This is a genomic window from Brevibacterium sanguinis (assembly GCF_039528855.1).
GTDB classification, from domain to species: Bacteria; Actinomycetota; Actinomycetes; order Actinomycetales; family Brevibacteriaceae; genus Brevibacterium; species Brevibacterium sanguinis.
Window position 1 is genome coordinate 286,035 of record NZ_BAAAMB010000016.1, and the last position, 20,347, is coordinate 306,381.

The 20,347-nt window shown below is 65.8% G+C and carries 18 protein-coding genes; 12 read left to right on the forward strand and 6 right to left on the reverse strand.

Going from position 1 to position 20,347, the window contains the following annotated elements; genetic code table 11:
• Positions 1 to 28: 28 nt before the first annotated feature.
• Complete coding sequence (locus ABD154_RS17310) at positions 29 to 1,153, reverse strand: NAD-dependent epimerase/dehydratase family protein (protein ID WP_344251758.1); 1,125 nt, start codon at positions 1,151 to 1,153, stop codon at positions 29 to 31.
• A gap of 147 nt (positions 1,154 to 1,300) precedes the next feature.
• On the opposite strand from ABD154_RS17310, the gene ABD154_RS17315 reads away from it, so the two are divergent.
• Positions 1,301 to 2,050, forward strand: coding sequence for a TetR/AcrR family transcriptional regulator (locus ABD154_RS17315; RefSeq protein WP_211979079.1), 750 nt, complete (start codon positions 1,301 to 1,303; stop codon positions 2,048 to 2,050).
• A 199-nt stretch (positions 2,051 to 2,249) separates the two neighbouring features.
• Here ABD154_RS17315 and ABD154_RS17320 read toward each other — a convergent pair whose 3' ends face one another.
• On the reverse strand, positions 2,250 to 2,621 hold the full coding sequence (locus ABD154_RS17320; protein ID WP_137825247.1) for a DUF1844 domain-containing protein: 372 nt from the start codon (positions 2,619 to 2,621) through the stop codon (positions 2,250 to 2,252).
• A gap of 263 nt (positions 2,622 to 2,884) precedes the next feature.
• On the opposite strand from ABD154_RS17320, the gene infC reads away from it, so the two are divergent.
• The 4 genes from infC (at position 2,885) to ABD154_RS17340 (ending at position 5,334) form a co-directional block, all read left to right on the forward strand.
• Entirely contained in the window at positions 2,885 to 3,571 is a 687-nt protein-coding gene (gene infC, locus ABD154_RS17325; protein WP_249121075.1) for a translation initiation factor IF-3, read from the forward strand.
• Between the two features lie 96 nt (positions 3,572 to 3,667).
• Positions 3,668 to 3,874, forward strand: coding sequence for a 50S ribosomal protein L35 (gene rpmI / locus ABD154_RS17330; protein WP_063250542.1), 207 nt, complete (start codon positions 3,668 to 3,670; stop codon positions 3,872 to 3,874).
• 102 nt (positions 3,875 to 3,976) lie between these two features.
• On the forward strand, positions 3,977 to 4,366 hold the full coding sequence (rplT, locus tag ABD154_RS17335) for a 50S ribosomal protein L20 (protein WP_137825246.1): 390 nt from the start codon (positions 3,977 to 3,979) through the stop codon (positions 4,364 to 4,366).
• A 146-nt stretch (positions 4,367 to 4,512) separates the two neighbouring features.
• The gene (locus tag ABD154_RS17340; protein ID WP_198499095.1) at positions 4,513 to 5,334 is read left to right on the forward strand and encodes a TrmH family RNA methyltransferase; all 822 of its coding nucleotides are present in this window, start codon (positions 4,513 to 4,515) and stop codon (positions 5,332 to 5,334) included.
• Between the two features lie 518 nt (positions 5,335 to 5,852).
• On the opposite strand, the gene ABD154_RS17345 is transcribed toward ABD154_RS17340, so the two are convergent.
• Positions 5,853 to 6,272 (reverse strand): VOC family protein, encoded by a 420-nt coding sequence (locus ABD154_RS17345; RefSeq protein WP_198499094.1) that lies wholly within the window; start codon positions 6,270 to 6,272, stop codon positions 5,853 to 5,855.
• Positions 6,273 to 6,345: 73 nt separating this feature from the next.
• Here ABD154_RS17345 and ABD154_RS17350 point away from each other — a divergent pair, with 73 nt between their 5' ends.
• Positions 6,346 to 7,155 carry a pentapeptide repeat-containing protein gene (locus ABD154_RS17350; RefSeq protein WP_198499093.1) on the forward strand — a complete coding sequence of 270 codons (810 nt, stop codon included), beginning with the start codon at positions 6,346 to 6,348 and terminating at the stop codon, positions 7,153 to 7,155.
• On the opposite strand, the gene ABD154_RS17355 is transcribed toward ABD154_RS17350, so the two are convergent.
• Positions 7,107 to 8,744: an acetolactate synthase large subunit gene (locus tag ABD154_RS17355; RefSeq protein ID WP_198499092.1), complete on the reverse strand. Its 1,638-nt coding sequence runs from the start codon at positions 8,742 to 8,744 to the stop codon at positions 7,107 to 7,109. The genes ABD154_RS17350 and ABD154_RS17355 overlap by 49 nt on opposite strands.
• A 170-nt stretch (positions 8,745 to 8,914) precedes the next feature.
• Here ABD154_RS17355 and pheS point away from each other — a divergent pair, with 170 nt between their 5' ends.
• The 5 genes from pheS to ABD154_RS17380 all read left to right on the forward strand — a co-directional run bounded on the left by pheS (position 8,915) and on the right by ABD154_RS17380 (position 16,770).
• On the forward strand, positions 8,915 to 9,958 hold the full coding sequence (pheS, locus tag ABD154_RS17360) for a phenylalanine--tRNA ligase subunit alpha (RefSeq protein ID WP_198499091.1): 1,044 nt from the start codon (positions 8,915 to 8,917) through the stop codon (positions 9,956 to 9,958).
• Positions 9,959 to 9,961: 3 nt separating this feature from the next.
• Positions 9,962 to 12,538, forward strand: coding sequence for a phenylalanine--tRNA ligase subunit beta (gene pheT / locus ABD154_RS17365; RefSeq protein ID WP_198499090.1), 2,577 nt, complete (start codon positions 9,962 to 9,964; stop codon positions 12,536 to 12,538).
• 55 nt (positions 12,539 to 12,593) lie between these two features.
• Complete coding sequence (locus ABD154_RS17370) at positions 12,594 to 13,475, forward strand: SDR family NAD(P)-dependent oxidoreductase (RefSeq protein WP_198499089.1); 882 nt, start codon at positions 12,594 to 12,596, stop codon at positions 13,473 to 13,475.
• A gap of 127 nt (positions 13,476 to 13,602) precedes the next feature.
• Complete coding sequence (gene pabB, locus ABD154_RS17375) at positions 13,603 to 15,897, forward strand: aminodeoxychorismate synthase component I (protein ID WP_232623631.1); 2,295 nt, start codon at positions 13,603 to 13,605, stop codon at positions 15,895 to 15,897.
• A gap of 315 nt (positions 15,898 to 16,212) precedes the next feature.
• Positions 16,213 to 16,770: a hypothetical protein gene (locus ABD154_RS17380; RefSeq protein ID WP_198499087.1), complete on the forward strand. Its 558-nt coding sequence runs from the start codon at positions 16,213 to 16,215 to the stop codon at positions 16,768 to 16,770.
• A gap of 5 nt (positions 16,771 to 16,775) precedes the next feature.
• Here the strand turns inward: ABD154_RS17380 and ABD154_RS17385 are convergent, their stop codons facing one another.
• Together ABD154_RS17385 and ABD154_RS17390 are read right to left on the reverse strand one after the other, a co-directional pair.
• On the reverse strand, positions 16,776 to 18,335 hold the full coding sequence (locus tag ABD154_RS17385; RefSeq protein ID WP_198499086.1) for a sodium:solute symporter family protein: 1,560 nt from the start codon (positions 18,333 to 18,335) through the stop codon (positions 16,776 to 16,778).
• Positions 18,336 to 18,513: 178 nt separating this feature from the next.
• Positions 18,514 to 19,221, reverse strand: a complete 708-nt coding sequence (locus ABD154_RS17390) for an aspartate/glutamate racemase family protein (RefSeq protein ID WP_198499085.1) — start codon at positions 19,219 to 19,221, stop codon at positions 18,514 to 18,516.
• Positions 19,222 to 19,370: 149 nt separating this feature from the next.
• On the opposite strand from ABD154_RS17390, the gene ABD154_RS17395 reads away from it, so the two are divergent.
• On the forward strand, positions 19,371 to 20,330 hold the full coding sequence (locus ABD154_RS17395; protein ID WP_198499084.1) for a LysR family transcriptional regulator: 960 nt from the start codon (positions 19,371 to 19,373) through the stop codon (positions 20,328 to 20,330).
• The last annotated feature ends 17 nt before the right edge of the window (positions 20,331 to 20,347 follow it).

Below are 20,347 nucleotides of genomic sequence, written 5' to 3' on the forward strand. Positions count from 1 at the left end.
TGGGGGACCGCGCCGAGGTGCCCCGTCCTCAGGCGACCATCTCGTCGATTCCGCGGCGCCAGTCGCCGACCGTACCCGACTCGATGAGGCAGGGGCGGCGCCAGATCGGGGCGAGTTCGGCGAGTTCGAACATCGTCCGGTCGAACCATCCGGCGGCTCGGACGACGGCGTGGGGGATGGCGCCGGGTTGTCTGGGGCGTGAGCCGATGGCTTCGTGGGTGTACGCGGCGATGTCGGCGAGCGTGGGATTGGCGCTCGGAGCGATGACGAGACGGTGACGTCCCGCGCCGGCCGTGACAGTGCGTTGCCGGGGAACGTCGGCGGTGGCTGGGTGCTGTCGGCCCGTGTCGGCGATGGTTGCCTGATCGGCGGGGTCGGTCACGGTGGTGGCGGGACCGGCTACGGCTGTCGTGGGACCGGCAACGGTGGTCGCGGGATCGGCAATCTCCGCCGCCGCGTCAATCTGGCCGGCGACCACCGCGTCGGCGGTGTCGGCGAGATCGGCAGCCGCGTCGATCATCGTCCGAGCCATGTCGCCGATGACGGTGATCCCGTGGGGAACATCGGTGCGCGCGAGCACGACTGCCCGACGGCCGGCGGCGATGCGGTCGGTGATGCAGAGGCGCACGACCGAACTCGTCGGCGTGGCCGTCGCTCCGATGAGGTCGCCGGCGAGCACGCTCGCGACCTGCGCCGGGTGAGCCTCGCTGGCGTCGATGAGCTGCCGGCGGATGCGGCCCTTGTCGTCGACCGGGGAGAACGGTGAGTCGGCGGTGATCGGGGTGTCCAGCCCGGCGAACGCGTAGACCGATTCGGGAAAGACGACGGGGATGCCGAGCTCGGCCGCCGCATCCATGATCGCCGCCTCAAGGCCGGGCAGGGTCGTCGCCCACACGCGCGAGTCGTACGCGGCGTGGACACACGCGAAGATCGCTTCGGCATTCGCCTCCTCGGCGGCGGAACGGACAGCTGCGGCGTTCGACGCATCGCCCTGCGTCCACGTGATCGACCCCATGGTGCTGGCGGGAACGGCGAGAGCCTCGGCGGGCGGCGCCGAGCGGGTCATGACACGGGCATCGGTGCCGGCGGCGGCAAGGTCGCGGGCGATCTGGGCGCCGATCTGACCGAGGCCGAGGACGAGTGCTGAGCGCATGGCGGTGTTCCCTTCGTCTGGCGAGCAGCCACGAGATGTGAGCACTGCTCTCTGTTGGTGACGATATGAGCGTAGACCCGTCGCAGCGATAAAACAAGAGCAGTGCTCACATTCAATTCCGGTGCTCTCTCACCGTAGAGTGAGGGAATGGAGAAGAAGCGGACTCCGCGAGAGAAGGCGCGTGCGGAGACCGAAGCGCGCATCGTCGAGATCGGCAATCGGATGCTCGACGCCGAGGGGGCGGAGGCGCTCTCGCTGCGGGCGATCGCGCGTGAGCTCGGCATCGTCTCGAGCGCTGTCTACCGTTACGTGAAGACCCGCGACGAACTCCTCACGATCCTCATCGCCGACGCCTTCACCTCGATCGCCGAGGCGGTCGATGCCGCCCTCGAACGCGACAGGTCGGTGCCGACGCTGGGGCTGGCGATGCTCGCGTGGTCGCGGAGGTTCCCACGGCGCTGGGCACTCATCTACGGCACGCCGATCGCCGCGTATGCGGCGCCGCGCGAAGTGACGGTCGAGCTGGGCACGCGCGTCATGGCCACGCTTGTCACCCTCGTCGACGAGGCGGGCGCTGCGGACTCGGGGGACGCCCCAGAGGTGGGCACTGCAGGCGCACCAGGGTCGGGTGCAGCTGGCACCGCAGATGCGGGCGCAGCGGATGCCGTGCGCGGGCAGGTTGCCTGCGCGCAGCCGAACCCGGGTGTCGAGCGCGTCGCCGCCGAACTCGCCACTCTCGGCATCGACGTCGATGCCGCCACGACGCTTCGGGCAGTCACCGCGTGGGTGGCGATCATCGGACTCATCAGCTCGCTGCGGTTCGGGCAGTTCGGTCCCGGCTTCGATGACGTCGAAGACGACCTCATGACCGCGGTCATCGCCGAACTCGGGTGGTGAGACTGTGCACGCGGTAAGCCCGCGAACCCGGTGAGCCCGTGCACGCGGTGAGACCGTGCACGCGGTGAGACCACGCACGCGGTGAGACCGTGAATGCACTGACGGCCCCCGCTCAGTGAACGGGAGCCGTCAGGGACAAAAAAGCGTCAGGCGACGAGCTGCGAAGAGCCAAGCCCCAAAGGAGCGAGCCTCGACTCGATCAGCGGACGGGGCCGGTGAACTTCTCTCCGGGACCCTGGCCGGGCTCGTCGGGAATCGTCGAGGCCTCGCGGAAGGCCAGCTGCAGGCTGCGGAGGCCGTCGCGCAGCGGGCGGGCGTGATGGTCGCCGATGACGGTGGCGGCACCGGTGACGAGGCCGGCGAGTGCGGTGATGAGCTTGCGAGCCTCATCGAGGTCGATGAGGTCGGCGGCGGACTGGCCGGGGGTGTCCTCGGCCAGGCCGGTCTTCACGGCGGCGGCGGACATGAGATGGACGGCCGTAGACGTGATGATTTCGACGGCGGGCACCTCGGCGATGTCGCGGGTGACGTCGCCGACCGCCTCGGCGGTATTGGGGTCTTGAGAGGTCATGGGTCAAGCTTGGCACATTCCCACGTCCCGGGTGGCCGGGAGGGGTGGCGATGTGCGAAGAGTCATGAACCGTAGTACACTGGATACGGTGCGAAGCGGAGTCTGACTCCCACCTGGATCGCGACGAGCGATCGGGTCCGAAGATCTGATGTTCTTCCCCTCGTTGGAAATCGGGGATGAAGGCAGCGGGTCGAGGTGTATTCACGGAAAGATCCTGTGGTCTCAGACCCCGGTGATCGTGTGTGCAGGCTCCCTTGGCATTCGTGTCGATGGGAGCCTTTTTCATTGCCACGACACCATTTGAGCTAAAAAGGAGTGAACACATCAGCGAGACGCGCATCAATGACCGGATTCGGGTTCCCGAGGTCCGGTTGGTCGGACCCAATGGTGAACAGGTCGGTATCGTTGCCATTCGCAAGGCACTCGATCTCGCCCGAGAGGCAGATCTCGATCTCGTCGAGGTCGCCCCGCAGGCGAAGCCCCCCGTGGCCAAACTCATGGACTACGGGAAGTACAAGTACGAATCTGCCCAGAAGGCCAGGGAAGCCCGGAAGAACCAGGCGAACACCGCGCTGAAGGAGATCCGCTTCCGTCTCAAGATCGACGAACACGATTACGAGACGAAGAAGGGTCACGTGACGCGGTTCCTGTCCGGCGGCGACAAGGTCAAGGTCATGATCATGTTCCGCGGGCGCGAGCAGTCCCGTCCCGAGATGGGCATCAAGCTGCTCAACCGGTTGGCCGAAGATGTGTCGGAACTCGGCACCGTCGAATCCGCCCCGCGGGTCGACGGACGCAACATGGTGATGGTCATCGCTCCTCACAAGTCCAAATCCGACGCCAAGGCCGAAGCCCGCAAGGCATCCTCTGATGCCAAGGGCCGCAACGCCGAGGTCAAGTCCCGACGCGATCGGGTCGCTGCGGAGAAGAACGCAGCGCCCGAGGCGTGAGCAACAGGTAACGAATTGCCGGACACCTGTGTCCGGTGGGTGAAGTAGTTGTGGGCGCCCCCTTGCCCACAACGAAATGCAAAGGAGAACGGCACGATGCCGAAGCAGAAGACGAACAGCGGCGCCAAGAAGCGCATGCGCGTGACTGGCAGTGGCAAGATCATGCGCGAAGGCGTGAACAACCAGCACAAGTTCGAGGGCAAGTCCTCGAGCCGCAAGCGCCGTGTCGGTACGGACCAGGTCCTCACCGGCGGCGATCGCGCCAAGGCCCGCAAGCTTCTGGGCAAGCTCAAGGGCAAGTGACTCGGCCGCTCTGAGGCCGAACGGTCCGCTGCGGACCGATCCCCACAGCTTGAACCAGACTCCGGACTGAGATCCGGACGCAACGAATCAAAGGAGTAACACGTGGCACGTGTGAAGAGGGCAGTCAACGCCCACAAGAAGCGCCGGGTCATCCTCGACCGGGCAAGCGGCTACCGCGGACAGCGCTCGCGCCTGTACCGCAAGGCCAAGGAACAGGTCATCCACTCGCTGGTCTACAGCTACCGTGACCGCCGCGCTCGCAAGGGTGACTTCCGTCGCCTCTGGATCCAGCGCATCAACGCCGGCGCCCGCGCCAACGGCATGACGTACAACCGCTTCATCCAGGGCCTCAAGGCCGCTGGTGTCGAGGTCGACCGCCGCATGCTCGCCGAGCTCGCCGTCAACGACGCACCGACCTTCGCCCACCTCGTCAAGGTGGCCAAGGACGCCCTCCCGGCCGACGTCAACGCCGCGAAGACCCCGGCAGCCTGACGTCCCGCCCGGACTGACGCTTGGACAGCCCGCTGACGCAGTGAATGCGCGCTGACGCTGTCCCAACGGCCCCGAACCCCTGCGTTCGGGGCCGTTGGTCTGTTCTCCCACCCTGTTTTCTCCCACCCCGATCACGAAGGTGCGCCATGAAGCTGCCCGATGTCATCTCCTCGCCGCAGTCGAAGCGGATCAAGAACGCCGCGAAGCTGCTCAGCCGCCGTGGGCGCAAGGCCGCCGGCCGGTTCCTCGCCGAAGGTCCGCAGGCCGTCCGCGAAGCCCTGGCCACCGACGGTGCCGTCGACGAGCTCTTCATCACCGAGGCGGCCGCTGAGCGCCATCCGGAGTTCGCCGAGGCGGCGGCCGGGTCGAGGATCTTCCTCTCCACCGTCACCGAGGAGGTGCTCACCGAGCTCGCCTCGACCGTGAACTCGCAGGGCGTCGTCGCCGTGTGCCGGGCACTCGACGTCGAGCTCACCTCCGTCGTCGACAAGGACGCGCAGCTCATCGTCGTCCTCTCCCAGGTGCGCGACCCGGGCAACGCGGGCACGATCATCCGGCTCGCCGATGCCGCCGGGGCCGACGCCGTCGTGCTCACGTCCTCGAGCGTCGACGTCTACAACGACAAGACCGTCCGCGCCACCGCCGGGTCGATCTTCCACGTCCCCGTCGTCACGGGTGTCGGCCTCCCCGAAGTGACCGAACTCGCCCGTGCCCGTGGCCTGCAGGTCCTCGCCGCTGACGGCAACGACGCCGCGCACGACCTCCACCACCCGTGGGAGTCGGGCCTCGACCTCTCCGCACGCACCGCGTGGGTCTTCGGCAACGAGGCGTGGGGGATGCGGCCCGAAGACCTCGAGGTCACCGACGCCGCCGTGGCCGTGCCGATCTACGGTCAGGCCGAGAGCCTCAACCTCGCAACCGCCGCCGGCATCTGCATCTTCGAATCCGCCCGCAACCAGCGGATGTGAAGGCGTGGCCGCCGTGCGGGTCGGCGGCCGCGGCTGAGCAGGCGGTCAGCAGAGGCGTTTCGGGGCCGCGACCGGGCGAGCGGGCCGCGGCTTCAGCCTTCTGGGCCGCAGCTGCAGCGTCCTGGACAGGGGTCTCACGCACGCTCATGGCGAGTTCTCGCTCGTTCAACACTTGGCGTGAATATGTGGGCTTTGGGGACGACATTTTCACGCCACCTGTTGAACGAGCGGCGACCTCGTCGCCGAACCGTCGATATTCACGCCACCTGTTGAACCAGCCCACCACTTGCTCGCCGTCCGTGACGGCCATGTCACCGCCCGCCGATAGTCTGCACCCATGACGACGACACTTCTCAAGGAAGATTTCGTCTACGCCGCAGCAGTGAAGAGACTGGGGATCATCGATGTTCCGAAGGCGGCTATGGCGGACGCCTCAGCTTCCTACCGACACTGAATCGCGGACGACTGTGCGTTCATCGTGCGCGAAAGCCCTCCGAGACCGGCCGCCAGTTGCGAAACTATTCCGCCGCATCTGCGGCCTTGGCGGTCTGATAGTTGGCGACGAGTTCCCAGATGTAGCCGTCGATGTCGGCGAAGTAGCCCATGTACGAACCATCGACGTCCTGACCCCCATCGGCTGACCCGCCAGCGGCGACAGCACGGTCGAGCACCTCATCGACCTCAGCTCGGGTGGCGAAGGCACAGGAGATGATGCTGGCGCCCGGGACAGGGTTCTTCGAACCGGGCTGGCCTGAGAGCTCGAGGTACTGGCCGTATTCGTCTGCGGCGATGAAGAAGATCGAAAGATTGGGCAGTTCGAAGGCGACGATACCGTCCTCGACTCCGTCGGTTTCGAGTCCGAGTCCATCGACGTAGAAGTTCGCGGTGGCCTGAGGGTCGGCGACGGGCAATGACAGGATCGTCGTCAGTGGCTTCATGCCTGCAGTCTAGTGGGGACGAACACGGTTGGGCAGGGGCAGCCGTGTCACCGCTCGCCGATAGTCTGCACCCATGACGACTGCCGCACCGAAGCCACCGACGATCACGCATGGACAACTCGCTCAGGGCCTCCTCGGCGATATCGGGTCCGACGAGTTCCTCGAAGGGCTCGATTTCACCGACCTCGACCTCGCCGAGGCGGATGCCAAGGGAGCGACGTTCCTCGACTCCGCGCTCACCCGGGTGACGTTCGGCGGGTCGGACGGGCACGCCGACCTCACCGGCGCGCGTCTGTCCGGGGTGCGGCTCACGGACTCCCGCGCGGACACGCTGATGATGCCGCGGGCGAATCTCGTCCACACGGAGGTCTCCGGGTGCCGGATCGGTGCCGGTGTCTGCTACGACAGCGTGTGGGAGAAGGTCGTCATCGACAACTGCCGGATCTCCTACCTCAACCTGCGTTCGGCGAAGCTCACCGATGTCGAGTTCCGGGGCTGCGCGATCGACGAACTCGACCTCGACATGGCGACGGCCACCCGCGTCGCATTCCCGGGCTCGACGGTCGGAAGCCTCCAGCTCGCCGGCTCGACGCTGCGCAGCGTCGACCTGCGGGGACTCGCCCCACACAGGATCACCGGCATCCAGGCGCTGCGCGGAGCGACGATCGACGACCAGCAGCTCATGGTCTTCGCCGAACTCTTCGCCCGCGAACTCGGGATCATCGTCGAGCGAGCGTGCGCGCCGACGGATCAGCCGCCTCGGCGACGGACATCGACACCCCGGCGCCCACGGCCACGCAGAGCCCCAAGCTCACGCGGTTCACGCGCCGGTGATCACCGGTTCCGCAGCTCCTCGGTGAGCACCCGCTGGTTCTCCGAGTAGTCGATGGGGATGACGATGAGCTGGACGCCGCCCTCCTCGAACGCCGTCTCGAGCGCACCCTGGAGGTCATCGACGTTGTCGAGGCGACGCCCCTTCGCCCCGTACGATTCGGCGTACGTGACGAAGTCGGGGTTGCCGAACTGCAGTCCGAAGTCCGGGAACCCGTCGACGGCCTGTTTCCACTGGATCATCCCGTAGCCGCTGTCCTCGAGGATGAGGACGACGAGATCGAGGCCGAGGCGCACCGCGGTCTCCATCTCCTGGCTGTTCATCATGAACCCGCCGTCGCCGGCGACCGCCATGACCCGGCACTCGGGATGCGTGAGCTTCGCGGCGATCGCCGAGGGCAGCCCGGCCCCCATCGTCGCCAGCGCATTGTCGAGCAGCAGAGTGTTCGCCCTGGTGGTGCGGTAGTTGCGGGCGAACCAGATCTTGTACATCCCGTTGTCAAGCGCCACGATGCCGTCGACGGGCATGACGGCGCGGACATCGTGGATGATCCGCTGCGGAGTGAACCGGTGCTCGGTCGAGCCCTCCTCGATCTTCGCGAGGATCCCCGAGCGCATCGGCAGCAGCGCCTGCGCATTGGGCACCTGCCCCTCGAGCAGGTCGGCGAGCCGGTTGAGAGTGGGACCGAGATCCCCGACGACCTCGAGCTGCGGGAAGTACACCTGTTCGACGACTGCGGCGCGGAAGTTGAGGTGGACGACGGTCGGACCGTCCTCGTCCATCGTGAACGGCGGCTTCTCCGTCGTGTCGTGGCCGATCGTGACGATGACATCGGCGCTCTCGATCGCATCGTGGACGTAGTCGCGTTCGGTCAGCGCCGCCGTGCCCATGTAGAGCTCGCTCGACCCCGACACCGACCCCTTGCCCATCTGCGTCGTGAAGTAGGGGATCCCGACGCGGGGCACGAACTCGGCCAGGGGGAGTCGGCAGCCGGCGCGAGAGGCATCGGCGCCGAGCATGAGCAGGGGACGCTCGGCTTCCCGGATGATCTTCGCGGCCGCTTCGAGCGAAGCGTCCGGGGCGACCGGCTGGATCATCCGGTGCGGCGGGATGAGCTCAAAGTTGTAGACCGGGGTGGCGGCGATGTCCTCGGGCAGTTCGAGGTGGACGGGCCCCGGACGTTCGTCCTGCGCGACCCGGAACGCCTCCCTGACCATGGTGGGGATCATCGTCGCCGAGGTGATCTGATGCGTCGACTTCGTCAGCGGGCCCATCGCGGCGACCGTGTTGACGATCTGGAAGCGCGCCTGCTCCGCGGTCCGAATGCCCTTCTGACCGGTGATCATGACGACGGGCATCCCGCCGAGGTTGGCGTACGCGGCCCCGGTCGCGAGGTTGAGTGCCCCCGGCCCGAGCGTCGTCAGGCACACGCCGGGCTTGCCGGTGAGCCGGCCGTAGGTCGCGGCCATGAAAGCGGCGGCCTGTTCATGACGAGTGATGATGAGTTCGATCGAGGACTCGCGCAGGGACTCGACGAAGTCGAGGTTCTCCTCCCCGGGGATCCCGAAGATCCTCTCGACGCCTTCGTTCTCGAGCGCCTGGACCATGACATCGGAGGCTTTGACTGGATTCGTCGTCATGTCTCGACACTAGCGCGACTGGACCCGCAGAGCACGGGTGGGTGATGAATCGGACACGGAGGACTGCCTCGGCGCCGGAACGTGGTCAGCACCCGGACGCCGACCGTCGGGGGAGGGGGGGCGAAGGGATAGACTGTTCTGCGGCATAGGCACACGCGCAAAGGACATCGATGACAGACCACTTGGACCCCTTGGACGAGTCAGCCGTGCAGGCCGCCGTGGACACGGCACTGACCGCATTCGCTGACGCCGCCACCCTTGATGACCTCAAGCAGGCGAAGATCGACTTCATGGGCGACAAGTCTCCCTTGGCACTGGCGAACCGCGCGATCGGCGGACTCGACAAGGCCGACAAGGCCACCGCCGGCAAGGTCGTCGGACAGTCCCGCGGACGGGTGAAGAAGGCCCACGACGACCGCCTGGCCGAGCTCGAGGCCGAACGCGACGCCGCGGTCCTCGTCGACGAGGCCATCGACGTCACCCTGCCGAGCGATCGGCGCGGGCTCGGCGCTCGCCACCCGCTCTCCCTCATCCAGGAACAGGCCGCGGACTACTTCGTCGGCCTCGGCTGGGAGGTCGCCGAGGGACCTGAGATCGAAGCGGAATGGCTCAACTTCGACGCCCTCAACTTCGGTCCCGACCACCCGGCCCGCCAGATGCAGGACACGTTCTTCGTCGACCCGCCCGAGGCCGGTCTCGTCCTGCGCACCCACACCTCGCCGGTGCAGTCGCGGTCCCTGCTCGAACGCGGAGTCCCGCTCTACGTCGTGTGCCCGGGCAAGACGTTCCGCACCGATGAGCTCGACGCCACCCACACCCCGGTCTTCCACCAGATCGAGGGCATCGCGATCGACAAGGGTCTGACGATGGCGAACCTCAAGGGCACCCTCGACGGCTTCGCCCGGGAGATGTTCGGCCCGGAGTCGATGACCCGACTGCGCCCGAGCTTCTTCCCGTTCACCGAACCGAGCGCGGAGATGGACTTCTGGTTCCCCAACAAAGTCGGCGGTCCCGGCTGGATCGAATGGGGCGGCTGCGGCATGGTCCACCCCAATGTGCTCCGCGCCGCCGGCATCGACCCCGAGGTCTACCAGGGCTTCGCGTTCGGCATGGGCATCGAGCGCACGCTCATGCTCCGGGAGGGAATCAACGATATGCACGACATGGTCGAAGGCGATGTGCGCTTCTCGGCCCGTTTCGGAATGAAGGCTTGAGAGATGCGCGTCCCACTTTCCTGGCTGGCCGACTACGTCGACTACCCGGCCGACACTGATGCCCACGCCCTCGCCGCGGAGTTCGCCGCGATCGGGCTCGAAGAGGAGGACTACTTCGGCGCCGAGGTGACCGGACCCCTCGTCGTCGGTCGTGTCCTCGACCTCGTCAAAGAGGAGCACAAGAACGGCAAGACCGTGAACTGGTGCCGGGTCGACGTCGGTCCCGAGCACAACGAGGCCGCCGACGATCCGAAGGACCCGCAGCCCGGCGAGGAGCGTCCGAGCCGCGGCATCATCTGCGGTGCCCACAACTTCGTGCCCGGCGACCTCGTCGTCGTCAGCCTGCCCGGCGTCGTCCTCCCCGGTGACTTCCGGATCGCTGCCCGCAAGACCTACGGTCACACCTCGGACGGGATGATCTGTTCGGCCGCCGAGCTCGGCCTCGGCGAGGATCATGACGGCATCATCGTGCTCACCGACCTCGGACTGAGCGGCGAACCGGGCGACGACGCGATCGCCCTCCTCGGCCTCGACGATGTCACCCTCGACGTCAACGTCACCCCCGACCGCGGGTACCAGCTGTCGATGCGCGGCATCGCGCGGGAGTACGCGCAGATGAAGGGGCAGTCGTTCACCGACATCGGCAGCCCCGAGGTCGCCGCGGTCAACGCCCCCACCGCTGACGGCTTCCCGGTCGTCATCGACGACGCCCGTCCCATCGACGGCGTGCCCGGATCCGATGTCTTCACCGCCCTGCAGGTCACGGGCATCGACCCGACGAAGACGACGCCGTACTGGATGCGCCGTCGCCTCATCGAGGCGGGCATGCGCCCGATCAGCCTCGTCGTTGACATCACGAACTACGTCATGCTCGAACTCGGGCAGCCGCTACACGCGTACGACACCGCACTGCTGGGCGAGGAGATCGTCGTCCGACGCGCCGAGGCGGGGGAGAAGTTCACGACGCTCGACGACGTCGAGCGCACCCTCGATGCCGAGGACCTTCTCATCACCGATCGCAGCGCCGACGGCTCGTCGAAGATCATCGGCCTCGCCGGGGTCATGGGCGGTGCGGCCGTTGAGGTGAATGACGCGACGACCGACGTCGTCATCGAGGCCGCGCACTTCGACCCGATCTCGATCGCCCGGACCTCGCGGCGGCACAAGCTCTCCTCCGAGGCCTCGCGTCGCTTCGAACGCGGTGTCGACCCGCGGCTGGGACCGGTGGCCGCCCGGCGCTGCGCCGACCTCCTCGTCGAGCTCGCCGGGGGCACGCTCAGCGCCGCGACGGCGCAGATCGGCGACGCACCGGAGCCCACCGTCATCGACCTCGCCGTCGACCGGGTCTCCTCCGTCGTCGGCGTCGACTACTCCGCCGCCGAGGCGATCTCCCTGCTCGAGGGCATCGGCGCCGGTGTCGAGGACCGCGGCGACGGACTGCTGCGGGTGACCGTGCCGAGCTGGCGTTCGGACATCACCGCCGACATCGACCTCGTCGAGGAGGTCGCGCGCACCGGCGGCTACGACAGGATTCCCTCGGTCCAGCCGGCCGCACGTGCCGGTGCGGGACTGACCGACGCCCAGCGGGCACGCCGTCGGATCTCCAATCTGCTCACCGCGGACGGGTTCACGGAAGTCCTCAGCTACCCGTTCACCTCGGCGAAGCGCGATGACGAGATGCGGCTCGAGGCCGACGATCCCCGGCGCCTCCACATCCGGTTGGCCAACCCGATGTCCGAGGACCTGCCGCTGCTGCGCACCACCTTGCTCTCGACGCTGCTCGACGTCGCGACCCGCAACTTCGGTCGCGGGGCCAAGGACGTCGCGCTTTTCGAAGCCGGACTCGTCTCCTCGGCAGCGGACCTGCCGACCACACCGGGACCGCGCTTCCTGCCCGGCTACCACCCGACGGCTGAGCAGCTCGAGGAGATCTACGCCTCGGTGCCGGCACAGCCCTACCACTACGCGGGAGTCGTCGCCGGACATGCGGAGTTCCCAGGAGTGTGGGGCAAGGGCCGGCGGGCCGACGCCGCCGATGTCATCGACATCGTCCGCCGGATCGCCGCAGTCAGCGGTGACGAGGTCAGCGTCGAGGCCGAACGCGGAGCCCCCTGGCACCCGGGCCGGGCCGCGAAGTTCACACTCGCCGGCGGCGGCGTGCTCGGATACGCCGGTGAGCTGCATCCGAAGGTCATCGAGAACCTCGGCCTGCCGGCGCGCACCGTCGCCTTCGAGATCGACCTCGATGCGCTGCTGGCGCAGGCGGACCTGCGGACGTGGGACGGCGCACTCTCGACGTACCCGGTGTCCCGGCAGGACGTCGCGCTCGTCGTCGATGCCGACCTGCCCGCGCAGACCCTCGCGGCGACGCTGACCGAAGGGGCCGGCGACGACCTCGAGGCGCTCGAGATCTTCGACCTCTACACCGGCGACCAGCTGCCCGAGGGCAAGAAGTCGCTGGCGTTCCGGTTGACGTTCCGGGCCCCGGATCGCACGCTCAAGGCCGATGAGGCCTCGGCGATGCGGGAGGCCGCGACGGCGCTCGCGACCGAGCGCCACGGTGCCCAGGTGCGCAGCTGACACGGTGCGCAGCTGATCCGTCTGATCACCAGTCGACGAGTGAGGAGACCGACCCATGAGTGAGAACCTTCCGTACGGGACGAAGCTGCCCGGCCAGCAGGCCGGTGGCGGGGCCACCGCGGTGCCGCGTGAGACGATCGCGCTCATCACCGGGGGTGCCCGCGGCATCGGGCGTCACCTCTCCGAGGCGTTCGCGAAGGCCGGCTACCGCGTCGTCCTCACGGCCACCTCGGCGACGAAGGCCCGGGAGGCGGCTGCCGAAGTGGCGCTCGCGACCGGGGGAGAGGCCACCGGCTTCGGACTCACGGTCGACGACGTCGATTCGGTCGCCGAGCTCAAATCCCAGGTGACGAGCCTGGAGAAGGAGACCGGGCAGCGTCTGCAGGTGCTCGTCAACAATGCCGGGCGGATCGAATCGACGGAAGGTCCGCTCTGGGACGCCGATCCTCAGAGCCTGGCCCTCGTCGTCGAAGCGAACGTCCTCGGGGTCGCGCTCATGGTCAACGCGTTCGCGCCCGTGCTCATCGATGCCGCCGTGGCGACCGGTCGGACGAGTGCGATCATCGATCTCAACTCGGGGTCGGGGGCGACGGGGACGCCGGCGTATTCGGTGTACTCGGCGTCGAAGGCGTCGCTGTTCCGGATCGCCGATTCGGTTGTCCACTTCGGGCATGAGAAGGGTCTGCGGATCTTCGAGATGGCGCCCGGTGTCGTCGAGACGTCGATGACGAAGTCGATGCCCGTCCACGATCACCGCACCACCGGTGATTGGACGACCCCGCAGCAGGTCACCGACCTCGCGTTGGCTCTGGCCTCGGGCTCGCTCGATGCGTTCACCGGGCGGTATGTCCGCGCAGGTGCCGATACGGAGCAGTCCCTCCTCGCCGAGGCGGCCGGCGGTCTCTCCGACTCGACCCGTCGCCTGGTGCTCGGCTGACCTGGGTCCACCCGTGACCGCAGTGACCGTGCCAGGGTCGGCTTCTCGGGGTGCGTCTCAGCCACCTTCCGGTCGCTCGGCAACCCAGCGCCACGGTGCTCAGCGCCCTGACGGTGGCTCGAATCGGGTGCGAACGCTGCTCATCGACAATGCCGACTCGTTCACGTTCAATCTCTTCCATCTCCTCGCCGAGGTGAATGGCTGCGAGCCGGTCGTCGTGCCCAACGATTGGGCAGAGTACTCGCTGGCCGTGCTTGAGGAATTCGACAATGTCGTCATCTCACCGGGGCCGGGGACGCCCGAGGTTCCCGCTGACTTCGGGATCTGTGCCGACGTCATTGCACATGCGGAGATTCCGGTGCTCGGCGTGTGCCTCGGGCACCAGGGGATCGCCTACGTTCACGGCGGAACGGTGGCGCACGCGCCGGAGCCGCGGCATGGGCGCGTGTCCGAGATTCAGCATTCGGGTACGGATCTGTTTGCCGGGCTGCCGTCGCCGTTTGAGGCGGCGCGGTATCACTCGCTCGCAGTGACCGAGTTGCCGTCGAGCCTTGTGCCCACGGCATGGTCGGATGACGGTGTGCTCATGGGGCTGGCGCACACGACGCGACCACAGTGGGGTGTGCAGTTCCACCCGGAGTCGATCGTCACCGAGCACGCGGCTGACCTGTTGCGGAACTTCCGGCGACTGACCGAGGAATGGTGGGCGCGGACGGGGCACGAGGTGTCTCCTTCGACGGCTGATTCGGTGGCCGGCGAGGGGACGTCGCCTGCGCGCTTCCTTCGCAATGAAGCGGTCGAGGGTGATCAGCTCGCGAATGAAGATGTGTCGCGTCGGGAACTCGCCGTGCATGTGCGTCAGCTGCCACTTCGCGGCACCGCATTGAACGTGTTCAGCGCGCTCTACGGCGACGAGCCCGAAGCAGTGTGGCTCGACGGCAACATGCCCGGTCATCCCGATTCGAGGTTCTCGATCATGGGCGCCCCGACGGGGCCTTTGAGTCGGTCGGTGAGAGCAGACGTCCCCACCGGGACGCTCGAAGTGCGGTCGGGAAACGGCACTGAAACCATTGAATCGGGATTCTTCGATTGGCTCAAGAACGATATCGGCTCGGTCGACCTCACCTACGCCGATGACGGAGGCGATCTGCCGTTCGCGTTCCGCCTCGGATGGGTCGGGTATCTGGGCTACGAGCTCAAGGCTGAAGTCGGTTCGCCGCTCAAGCGCGAGGCCGACACCCCGGACGCTCTCATGATGTTCCTCGATCGCGCCGTCGTCATCGACAACGAGACGAGCACGCTCTATCTGCTGGCGCTCAGCGGGGACGGAGTTGATAGCGCCCAGTGTGAAGGGTGGCTCGATGTGGTTGCCGAAGTGATCGGCATGCCGTCACTCGATGATGTATCAGTGACCGCTGCGCGATCGGTGGATGAGCCTGCCGACGTCGAGATGCAGGCCGCAGCTCCAGAAGGACACGAGCATCGAAGCGTCGCTGCGGAGGATTTCGCCGGCATCCCTGGTCTCAGCGCCCGACATTCGAAAGCGGAGTATCTTGAGCTCATCGCCGAGGCACAGCGACTTATCAATGACGGGGAGACCTACGAGGTCTGCCTGACGAACATGCTCGAGACGCAGTGGACGCGCGACTCCCTGGAGACGTATGTCGATCTGAGGCGAGATAATCCGACGCCGTTCGGTGCATTCCTGCGATCGCCCGAGGTGAGCGTGCTGAGCACGTCGCCGGAACGCTTCCTGCGGATCTCGGCTGGTGGCGAGGCGGAGTCGAAGCCGATCAAGGGAACTCGACCGCGGGGGAGCGGAGCTGAGGAAGACGAGGCTCTCAAGGACGATCTGCGGTCGTCGGTCAAGGACCGTTCCGAGAATCTCATGATCGTCGATCTGGTTCGTCACGATCTCGGCATCACTGCCGAGCTGGGATCGGTCGAGGTTCCCAAGCTCTTCGACGTCGAGACTTATGCGACGGTCCATCAGCTGGTGTCAACGGTGCGCTCGCACCTGGGCAGGGGAGCGACTCCCGTTGACTGTGTTCGAGCAGCCTTCCCGCCGGGCTCGATGACGGGAGCCCCGAAGCATCGCACAATGTCGATCATCGACGAACTTGAGAGCGGCCCCCGCGGCGTCTACAGCGGAACTATCGGATACTTCTCCCTCAACGGTGCCGTCGACCTCAGCGTCCTCATCCGCACAGCGATCGCCTTTGAGCAGTCGATGTCGTACGGAGTAGGCGGGGCCATAGTCGCGCTGTCGAGTCCTTCGGAGGAGCACCGAGAAACCATCGTGAAATCGAGACCATTGCTTCGAACTTTTAACGAGAAGGTTGAACCAGCAAGCTCCCTGCAGTCTCGGGCCTCGGGGCATGGATTGCGAAGTTCGACTGGAAAGCTTCCCCTCTCCAGCTGAGCGCCGGTCTTCAGACCAACGAATACGACTTTCAATCACTAAGCAACCTCTGTGGTTCCTTCGCTGTAACCCTTGTTTGTGAGAATATGACACTCACTCAGAGCCTATAGAGAGTGTAGATTGATAACAACAGACATTGTTCGTGCTTGTTGCTCTATAGATGAAGCGGGACTAGGTGGCGATGAAGTGCATGATGATGCGCGCTGGATGGCCTGGAAAACTGGCCGTGGGGATCACGATGGGAGGTCAGGATCACGGATCCACGGCTAGTTGAATCCAAGGCGCCGACGCATTGACATAGCTAGGAGTAGAAAAGTGGGTAACGTTGCAGAGTGGGTCTCGGCGGTTGTCGCTTTATGCGCACTCATTGCTGCTGTATGGGCGGCTCGGACCTCAAGAAACCTGTATGAGACCTCAAGAGACCTCTATAAGGTTGAGTCCAAACGAGATGAAAAATCGAGAGAGCGGGAGAAGAGGATCCAGGCGAGCGGCATAGCATCGTGGTGTGTCAGGATCATTCCTCACGATGGCTCGGCCCTGAGCAACGGAATCCTAGTGCACAATAGTACCGATTCTCCCGTGTACGACGTAGAGGTCACCAGCATCTACTCGGTGTCCAAGGGAAGTGATCCTGTCAAACTAGCACCATTCACTATGGAGGTGTTGCCTCCCGGTGATTTTGTCGCCGGAGAGCACCCAAAGTACGGTTGGACTTTCCCCGACCAGCGAGAAGACATCGACGGGATTGTTCGCCCGATTACGAAGAATAGGAACTGGCGGGTGGTGACACTGAAGTTCACTGACTCATATGGACTGCGGTGGATGCGTGATAAGAACGGGCTTGAGGAGATTCCTGTTTCTGCACAGGCATGAGCCGACTAGCTACGGCTTTCTGCTTCTGAGAACCCTCGGTCGCTAGGTGGCACATAAGTCTCCCGCTTCCCGTAGATCGTCAACGGCAGGACGTCGCGATCCGTGCGACCTGCGAGCGACCCTGTCAGCAGAGAGATCACATATCCCAGGACTACCGACGCCACGAACGCGACGATCGAGATCGCGAACGGGTTGAGGCCGATGATGTTCTGGACGTACCAGGCCAGCCCGGCACCGAGCAGCAGACCGCTGAGCACCCCGAACGTGTTGGCGCGCTTGGTGAAGATCCCAAGCGCGAAAACCCCGGCCAGTGGAACACCGAAGAGCCCGGTGATGCTGAGGAACAGATCCCACGTCTCGGCCTGATCGGTGGCGACGAGATAGAGCGCCACGGCGACCGACGCGGCACCGACCACGACGATGACCATCCGAGAGAACCCCACACCTGAGCGGGCAACACCATCGCGCGGTGGGAAGAACCGATCGCGCAGATCGACGGTGACGCACGCCGAAATGGAGTTGAGGCTCGACGAGATCGTCGACTGCGCGGCCGCGAAGATCGCCGCGATGAGCAGTCCCGAGATTCCCGCCGGCAGCACGTTGACCGCGAAGTACGGGACGAGCGCCGAGGTGTTGAAATCCTCGGGAAGCGACCCTGCATGCCGGTAATAGCTGTAGAGCACCGTGCCGATCCCATAGAAGAGCGGAATCGTCAGCAGCGCGAGGAACCCGTTGACCATGAGCGACCTCGCCGCCGCCTTCGGAGAATCCGTGGTCTGATACCGCTGCACGACGTCCTGGCTCGCCGTGTACTGATGCAGGTTGTTGAACACCGATCCGAGGAAGATGATCGGAATCGCCGCTGCCGCCCCGCCGATCGTCCAATTGTCAGCCGTGATGAACTTGCCGTCATTCGCCGCATCAGAGGCAACAGTCGCCATGCCGCCGTCGATGGCAGCGATGCCGAAGACGAGGATGACCCCTGCCCCGACGAGAAGAATGATGGCCTGAGCAACGTCCGACCAGATGACGCCCTCCATCCCACCGAGGAACGTGTAGATCACCGAGAGCACACCGACGGCCGCGGCAATGAGTGCCGGGCTGATATCGGTGACCGAACTGATCGCCAACGTCGGCAGATAAACGACGATCGCGACCCGCCCGATGTGGAAGAGCACGAAGAGCACCGACCCGAGGACTCGGATGCTCGGCCCAAAACGCGCCTCCAGATACTCGTACGCCGTCGTGACGTCGAGCTTGCGGAAGAACGGAATGTAGAACGCGACGAGCACGGGCACAAGGAGGAAGATCGCAATGTTGCCGGCCGCATAGGACCAGTCATTGAGGAACGACTGCTCAGGAGTCGACATGAACGTGATCGCCGACAGCGTCGTGGCGTAGATGCTGAACCCGGCCGCCCACACGGGGATGCGCCCATCAGCTCTGAAGAACGCATCCGTGCTCTCACCAGCCTTGCGAGTGAACCACACGCCGATGGCCAGCGTCGCCAAGAGATAGATGATGATCACGGCCCAATTGAGCCCGCCAAGACCTGGAGCGTCCATGCTCCTCCTCCGATGAAGGTCGATCGGGACGCCTCAATCCTCGGGTCCCGAAGTGAACATAAAACGTGGGATGTCCTACGCGGGAAACCTACCGGAATGAATCTTTGGATACAAGCTTGATTGCTTTTGGGGCATCGGTCGTCAGAGGGCCGCAATCCTCAGCGGATCAGCGCCGACCTCACGCCGAGACGAGTTCGTCCGCCATCATCCACTCGACGATCGCCGCGACATGGGCGTCGACGGAATCGATCGCCGGCAGGGGAGCGACGTCCGGCGGGACAAGGAGACCGATCTCCGTGCAGGAGAGCGCCACGGCATCGGCACCGCGATCGGCCAGCGACTGCATGATCTCGATGTAGCGGGCACGGGAGGCCTCGGTGAAGCTGCCCTGAGTGAGCTCGTCCCAGATGATCTGATCGACCTCGAGGCACGTCTCCTCATCAGGGATGAGCGTGGCAATGCCCTGCGCCTCGAGGCGCTCGGTGTAGAAGCCGTCGAGCATCGTCCATTTGGTTCCGAGCACCGCCAGCGTCGAATACCCGCGGTCCTTCGCCATCGCCGCGATCGAATCGACGATGTGGATGAGCGGGACGTCGACGGAGGCCTCGACCGTCGGCGCCGTCTTGTGCATGAGGTTCGTCGCGATGGCCACCGCCTCGGCGCCGCCGTCGACGAGACGCTGACCGGTCGCAGCCAAAGCAGCTGAGGCGCCCTCCCAGTTCTCGGCGATCTGGAGGTCACGGATCCCGGAGAAGTCGCACGAGTCGAGGAGGATCTGCGCCGAATGATGACCGCCGAGGCGCTCGGCGACCGCCGCATTGATCTTCGTGTAGTACTCAATGCTCGAGTGCCAGCTCATTCCGCCGAGCAATCCGATTCTCCGCATCGTCAATCTCCTTCGATACCCGTTCCCGCACGCGATCCGCGCCGAAAGCGACCGGCCGCATGATCCGCATTCCTTATGTCTTCCAGTCTCCCGCACCACGAACATCCCGAGTAGACCCAGTTCGCGCTGACTTGCCATAAGCTGGACTTATGTCTCAGCAGTTCGACCACGCGCTCACCACCGGCGACCCCAAACGACTCCTCCTCTTCGGCGCTGTCGCCCAGGCCGGCAGCCTCGGGGCCGCCGCACGGGAGATCGGGTGGTCGCAGCCGGCGCTCTCCCAGCACATGAGCGCCCTCGAGAAGGACCTCGGCGTCTCGCTGTTCGACCGGACCCCGCGCGGCATCGTGCTCACCACGGCGGGTCAGCTTGCCCTCATCCGCGCGACCGAGGTCGCCGCCTCGGTGACGGGATTGCGCCGCGACCTCGCCACGGCCTTCGGCCTCGGCGGACGCAACGTCCGGCTCGCCGGCTTCCCGAGCTTCGTCATCGGACCGCTGGCCGCCGCCCTCGGCACTCTCGAGACTGGCGATGACACCCGCCCGGACAACGTCACCCGCCACTCCTACGAAGTCGTCGAAGCCGAACCGCCCGAAGCGCTCACCCTGCTCGAGAACGGCGCGATCGACGTCGCCTTCGTCTTCCACCACGAGGACGAAGACCCACCTCAGCTCGACAACGCCACGGTCGTCGACCTCGGCGAGGATCGACTCGACCTCCTCGTCCCGGAACGCTGGAACCGGGCCGGCCAGATCCACGCGCTCACCGACGTCGCCGAGCTGCCGTGGATCATGGGGTGCGAACGCTGCCGTTCGACCGCGGAACGCCTGTGCCGTCGGGCCGGTTTCGAACCCCGCACCCGGCATATCACCGACAATCCCGGAGCAATCCAAGCGCTCGTGTCGAACAGCCTCGGCGTGGCCCTGCTCCCGCAGAGCGCCCGACGAACGACCGCGGTCGAGGGCATTGCGGCGATCTCGATCCCCGAGGTCGGCACTCGCCGCATCAGTGCCCTTGTCCCCACCGAGCTGGCTACCGCCGGCGAGATCACCGACCTCCTCGATGCACTGCGAACTCTCAATGACGATCCACAGGTTCATCAGAGGTGATCAATTAGGCTGGTGAC

Excerpts from the sequence above, each read along its gene's own strand:
- ABD154_RS17310 (WP_344251758.1), bottom strand. The coding sequence starts at position 1,153 with ATGCGCTCAGCACTCGTCCTCGGCCTCGGTCAGATCGGCGCCCAGATC.
- ABD154_RS17315 (WP_211979079.1), top strand. The coding sequence starts at position 1,301 with ATGGAGAAGAAGCGGACTCCGCGAGAGAAGGCGCGTGCGGAGACCGAA.
- pheS (WP_198499091.1), top strand. The coding sequence starts at position 8,915 with ATGACAGACCACTTGGACCCCTTGGACGAGTCAGCCGTGCAGGCCGCC.
- ABD154_RS17345 (WP_198499094.1), bottom strand. The coding sequence starts at position 6,272 with ATGAAGCCACTGACGACGATCCTGTCATTGCCCGTCGCCGACCCTCAG.
- pheT (WP_198499090.1), top strand. The coding sequence starts at position 9,962 with ATGCGCGTCCCACTTTCCTGGCTGGCCGACTACGTCGACTACCCGGCC.
- ABD154_RS17320 (WP_137825247.1), bottom strand. The coding sequence starts at position 2,621 with ATGACCTCTCAAGACCCCAATACCGCCGAGGCGGTCGGCGACGTCACC.
- ABD154_RS17370 (WP_198499089.1), top strand. The coding sequence starts at position 12,594 with ATGAGTGAGAACCTTCCGTACGGGACGAAGCTGCCCGGCCAGCAGGCC.
- ABD154_RS17395 (WP_198499084.1), top strand. The coding sequence starts at position 19,371 with ATGTCTCAGCAGTTCGACCACGCGCTCACCACCGGCGACCCCAAACGA.
- rpmI (WP_063250542.1), top strand. The coding sequence starts at position 3,668 with ATGCCGAAGCAGAAGACGAACAGCGGCGCCAAGAAGCGCATGCGCGTG.
- ABD154_RS17390 (WP_198499085.1), bottom strand. The coding sequence starts at position 19,221 with ATGCGGAGAATCGGATTGCTCGGCGGAATGAGCTGGCACTCGAGCATT.
- ABD154_RS17340 (WP_198499095.1), top strand. The coding sequence starts at position 4,513 with ATGAAGCTGCCCGATGTCATCTCCTCGCCGCAGTCGAAGCGGATCAAG.
- ABD154_RS17385 (WP_198499086.1), bottom strand. The coding sequence starts at position 18,335 with ATGGACGCTCCAGGTCTTGGCGGGCTCAATTGGGCCGTGATCATCATC.
- ABD154_RS17355 (WP_198499092.1), bottom strand. The coding sequence starts at position 8,744 with ATGACGACGAATCCAGTCAAAGCCTCCGATGTCATGGTCCAGGCGCTC.
- ABD154_RS17350 (WP_198499093.1), top strand. The coding sequence starts at position 6,346 with ATGACGACTGCCGCACCGAAGCCACCGACGATCACGCATGGACAACTC.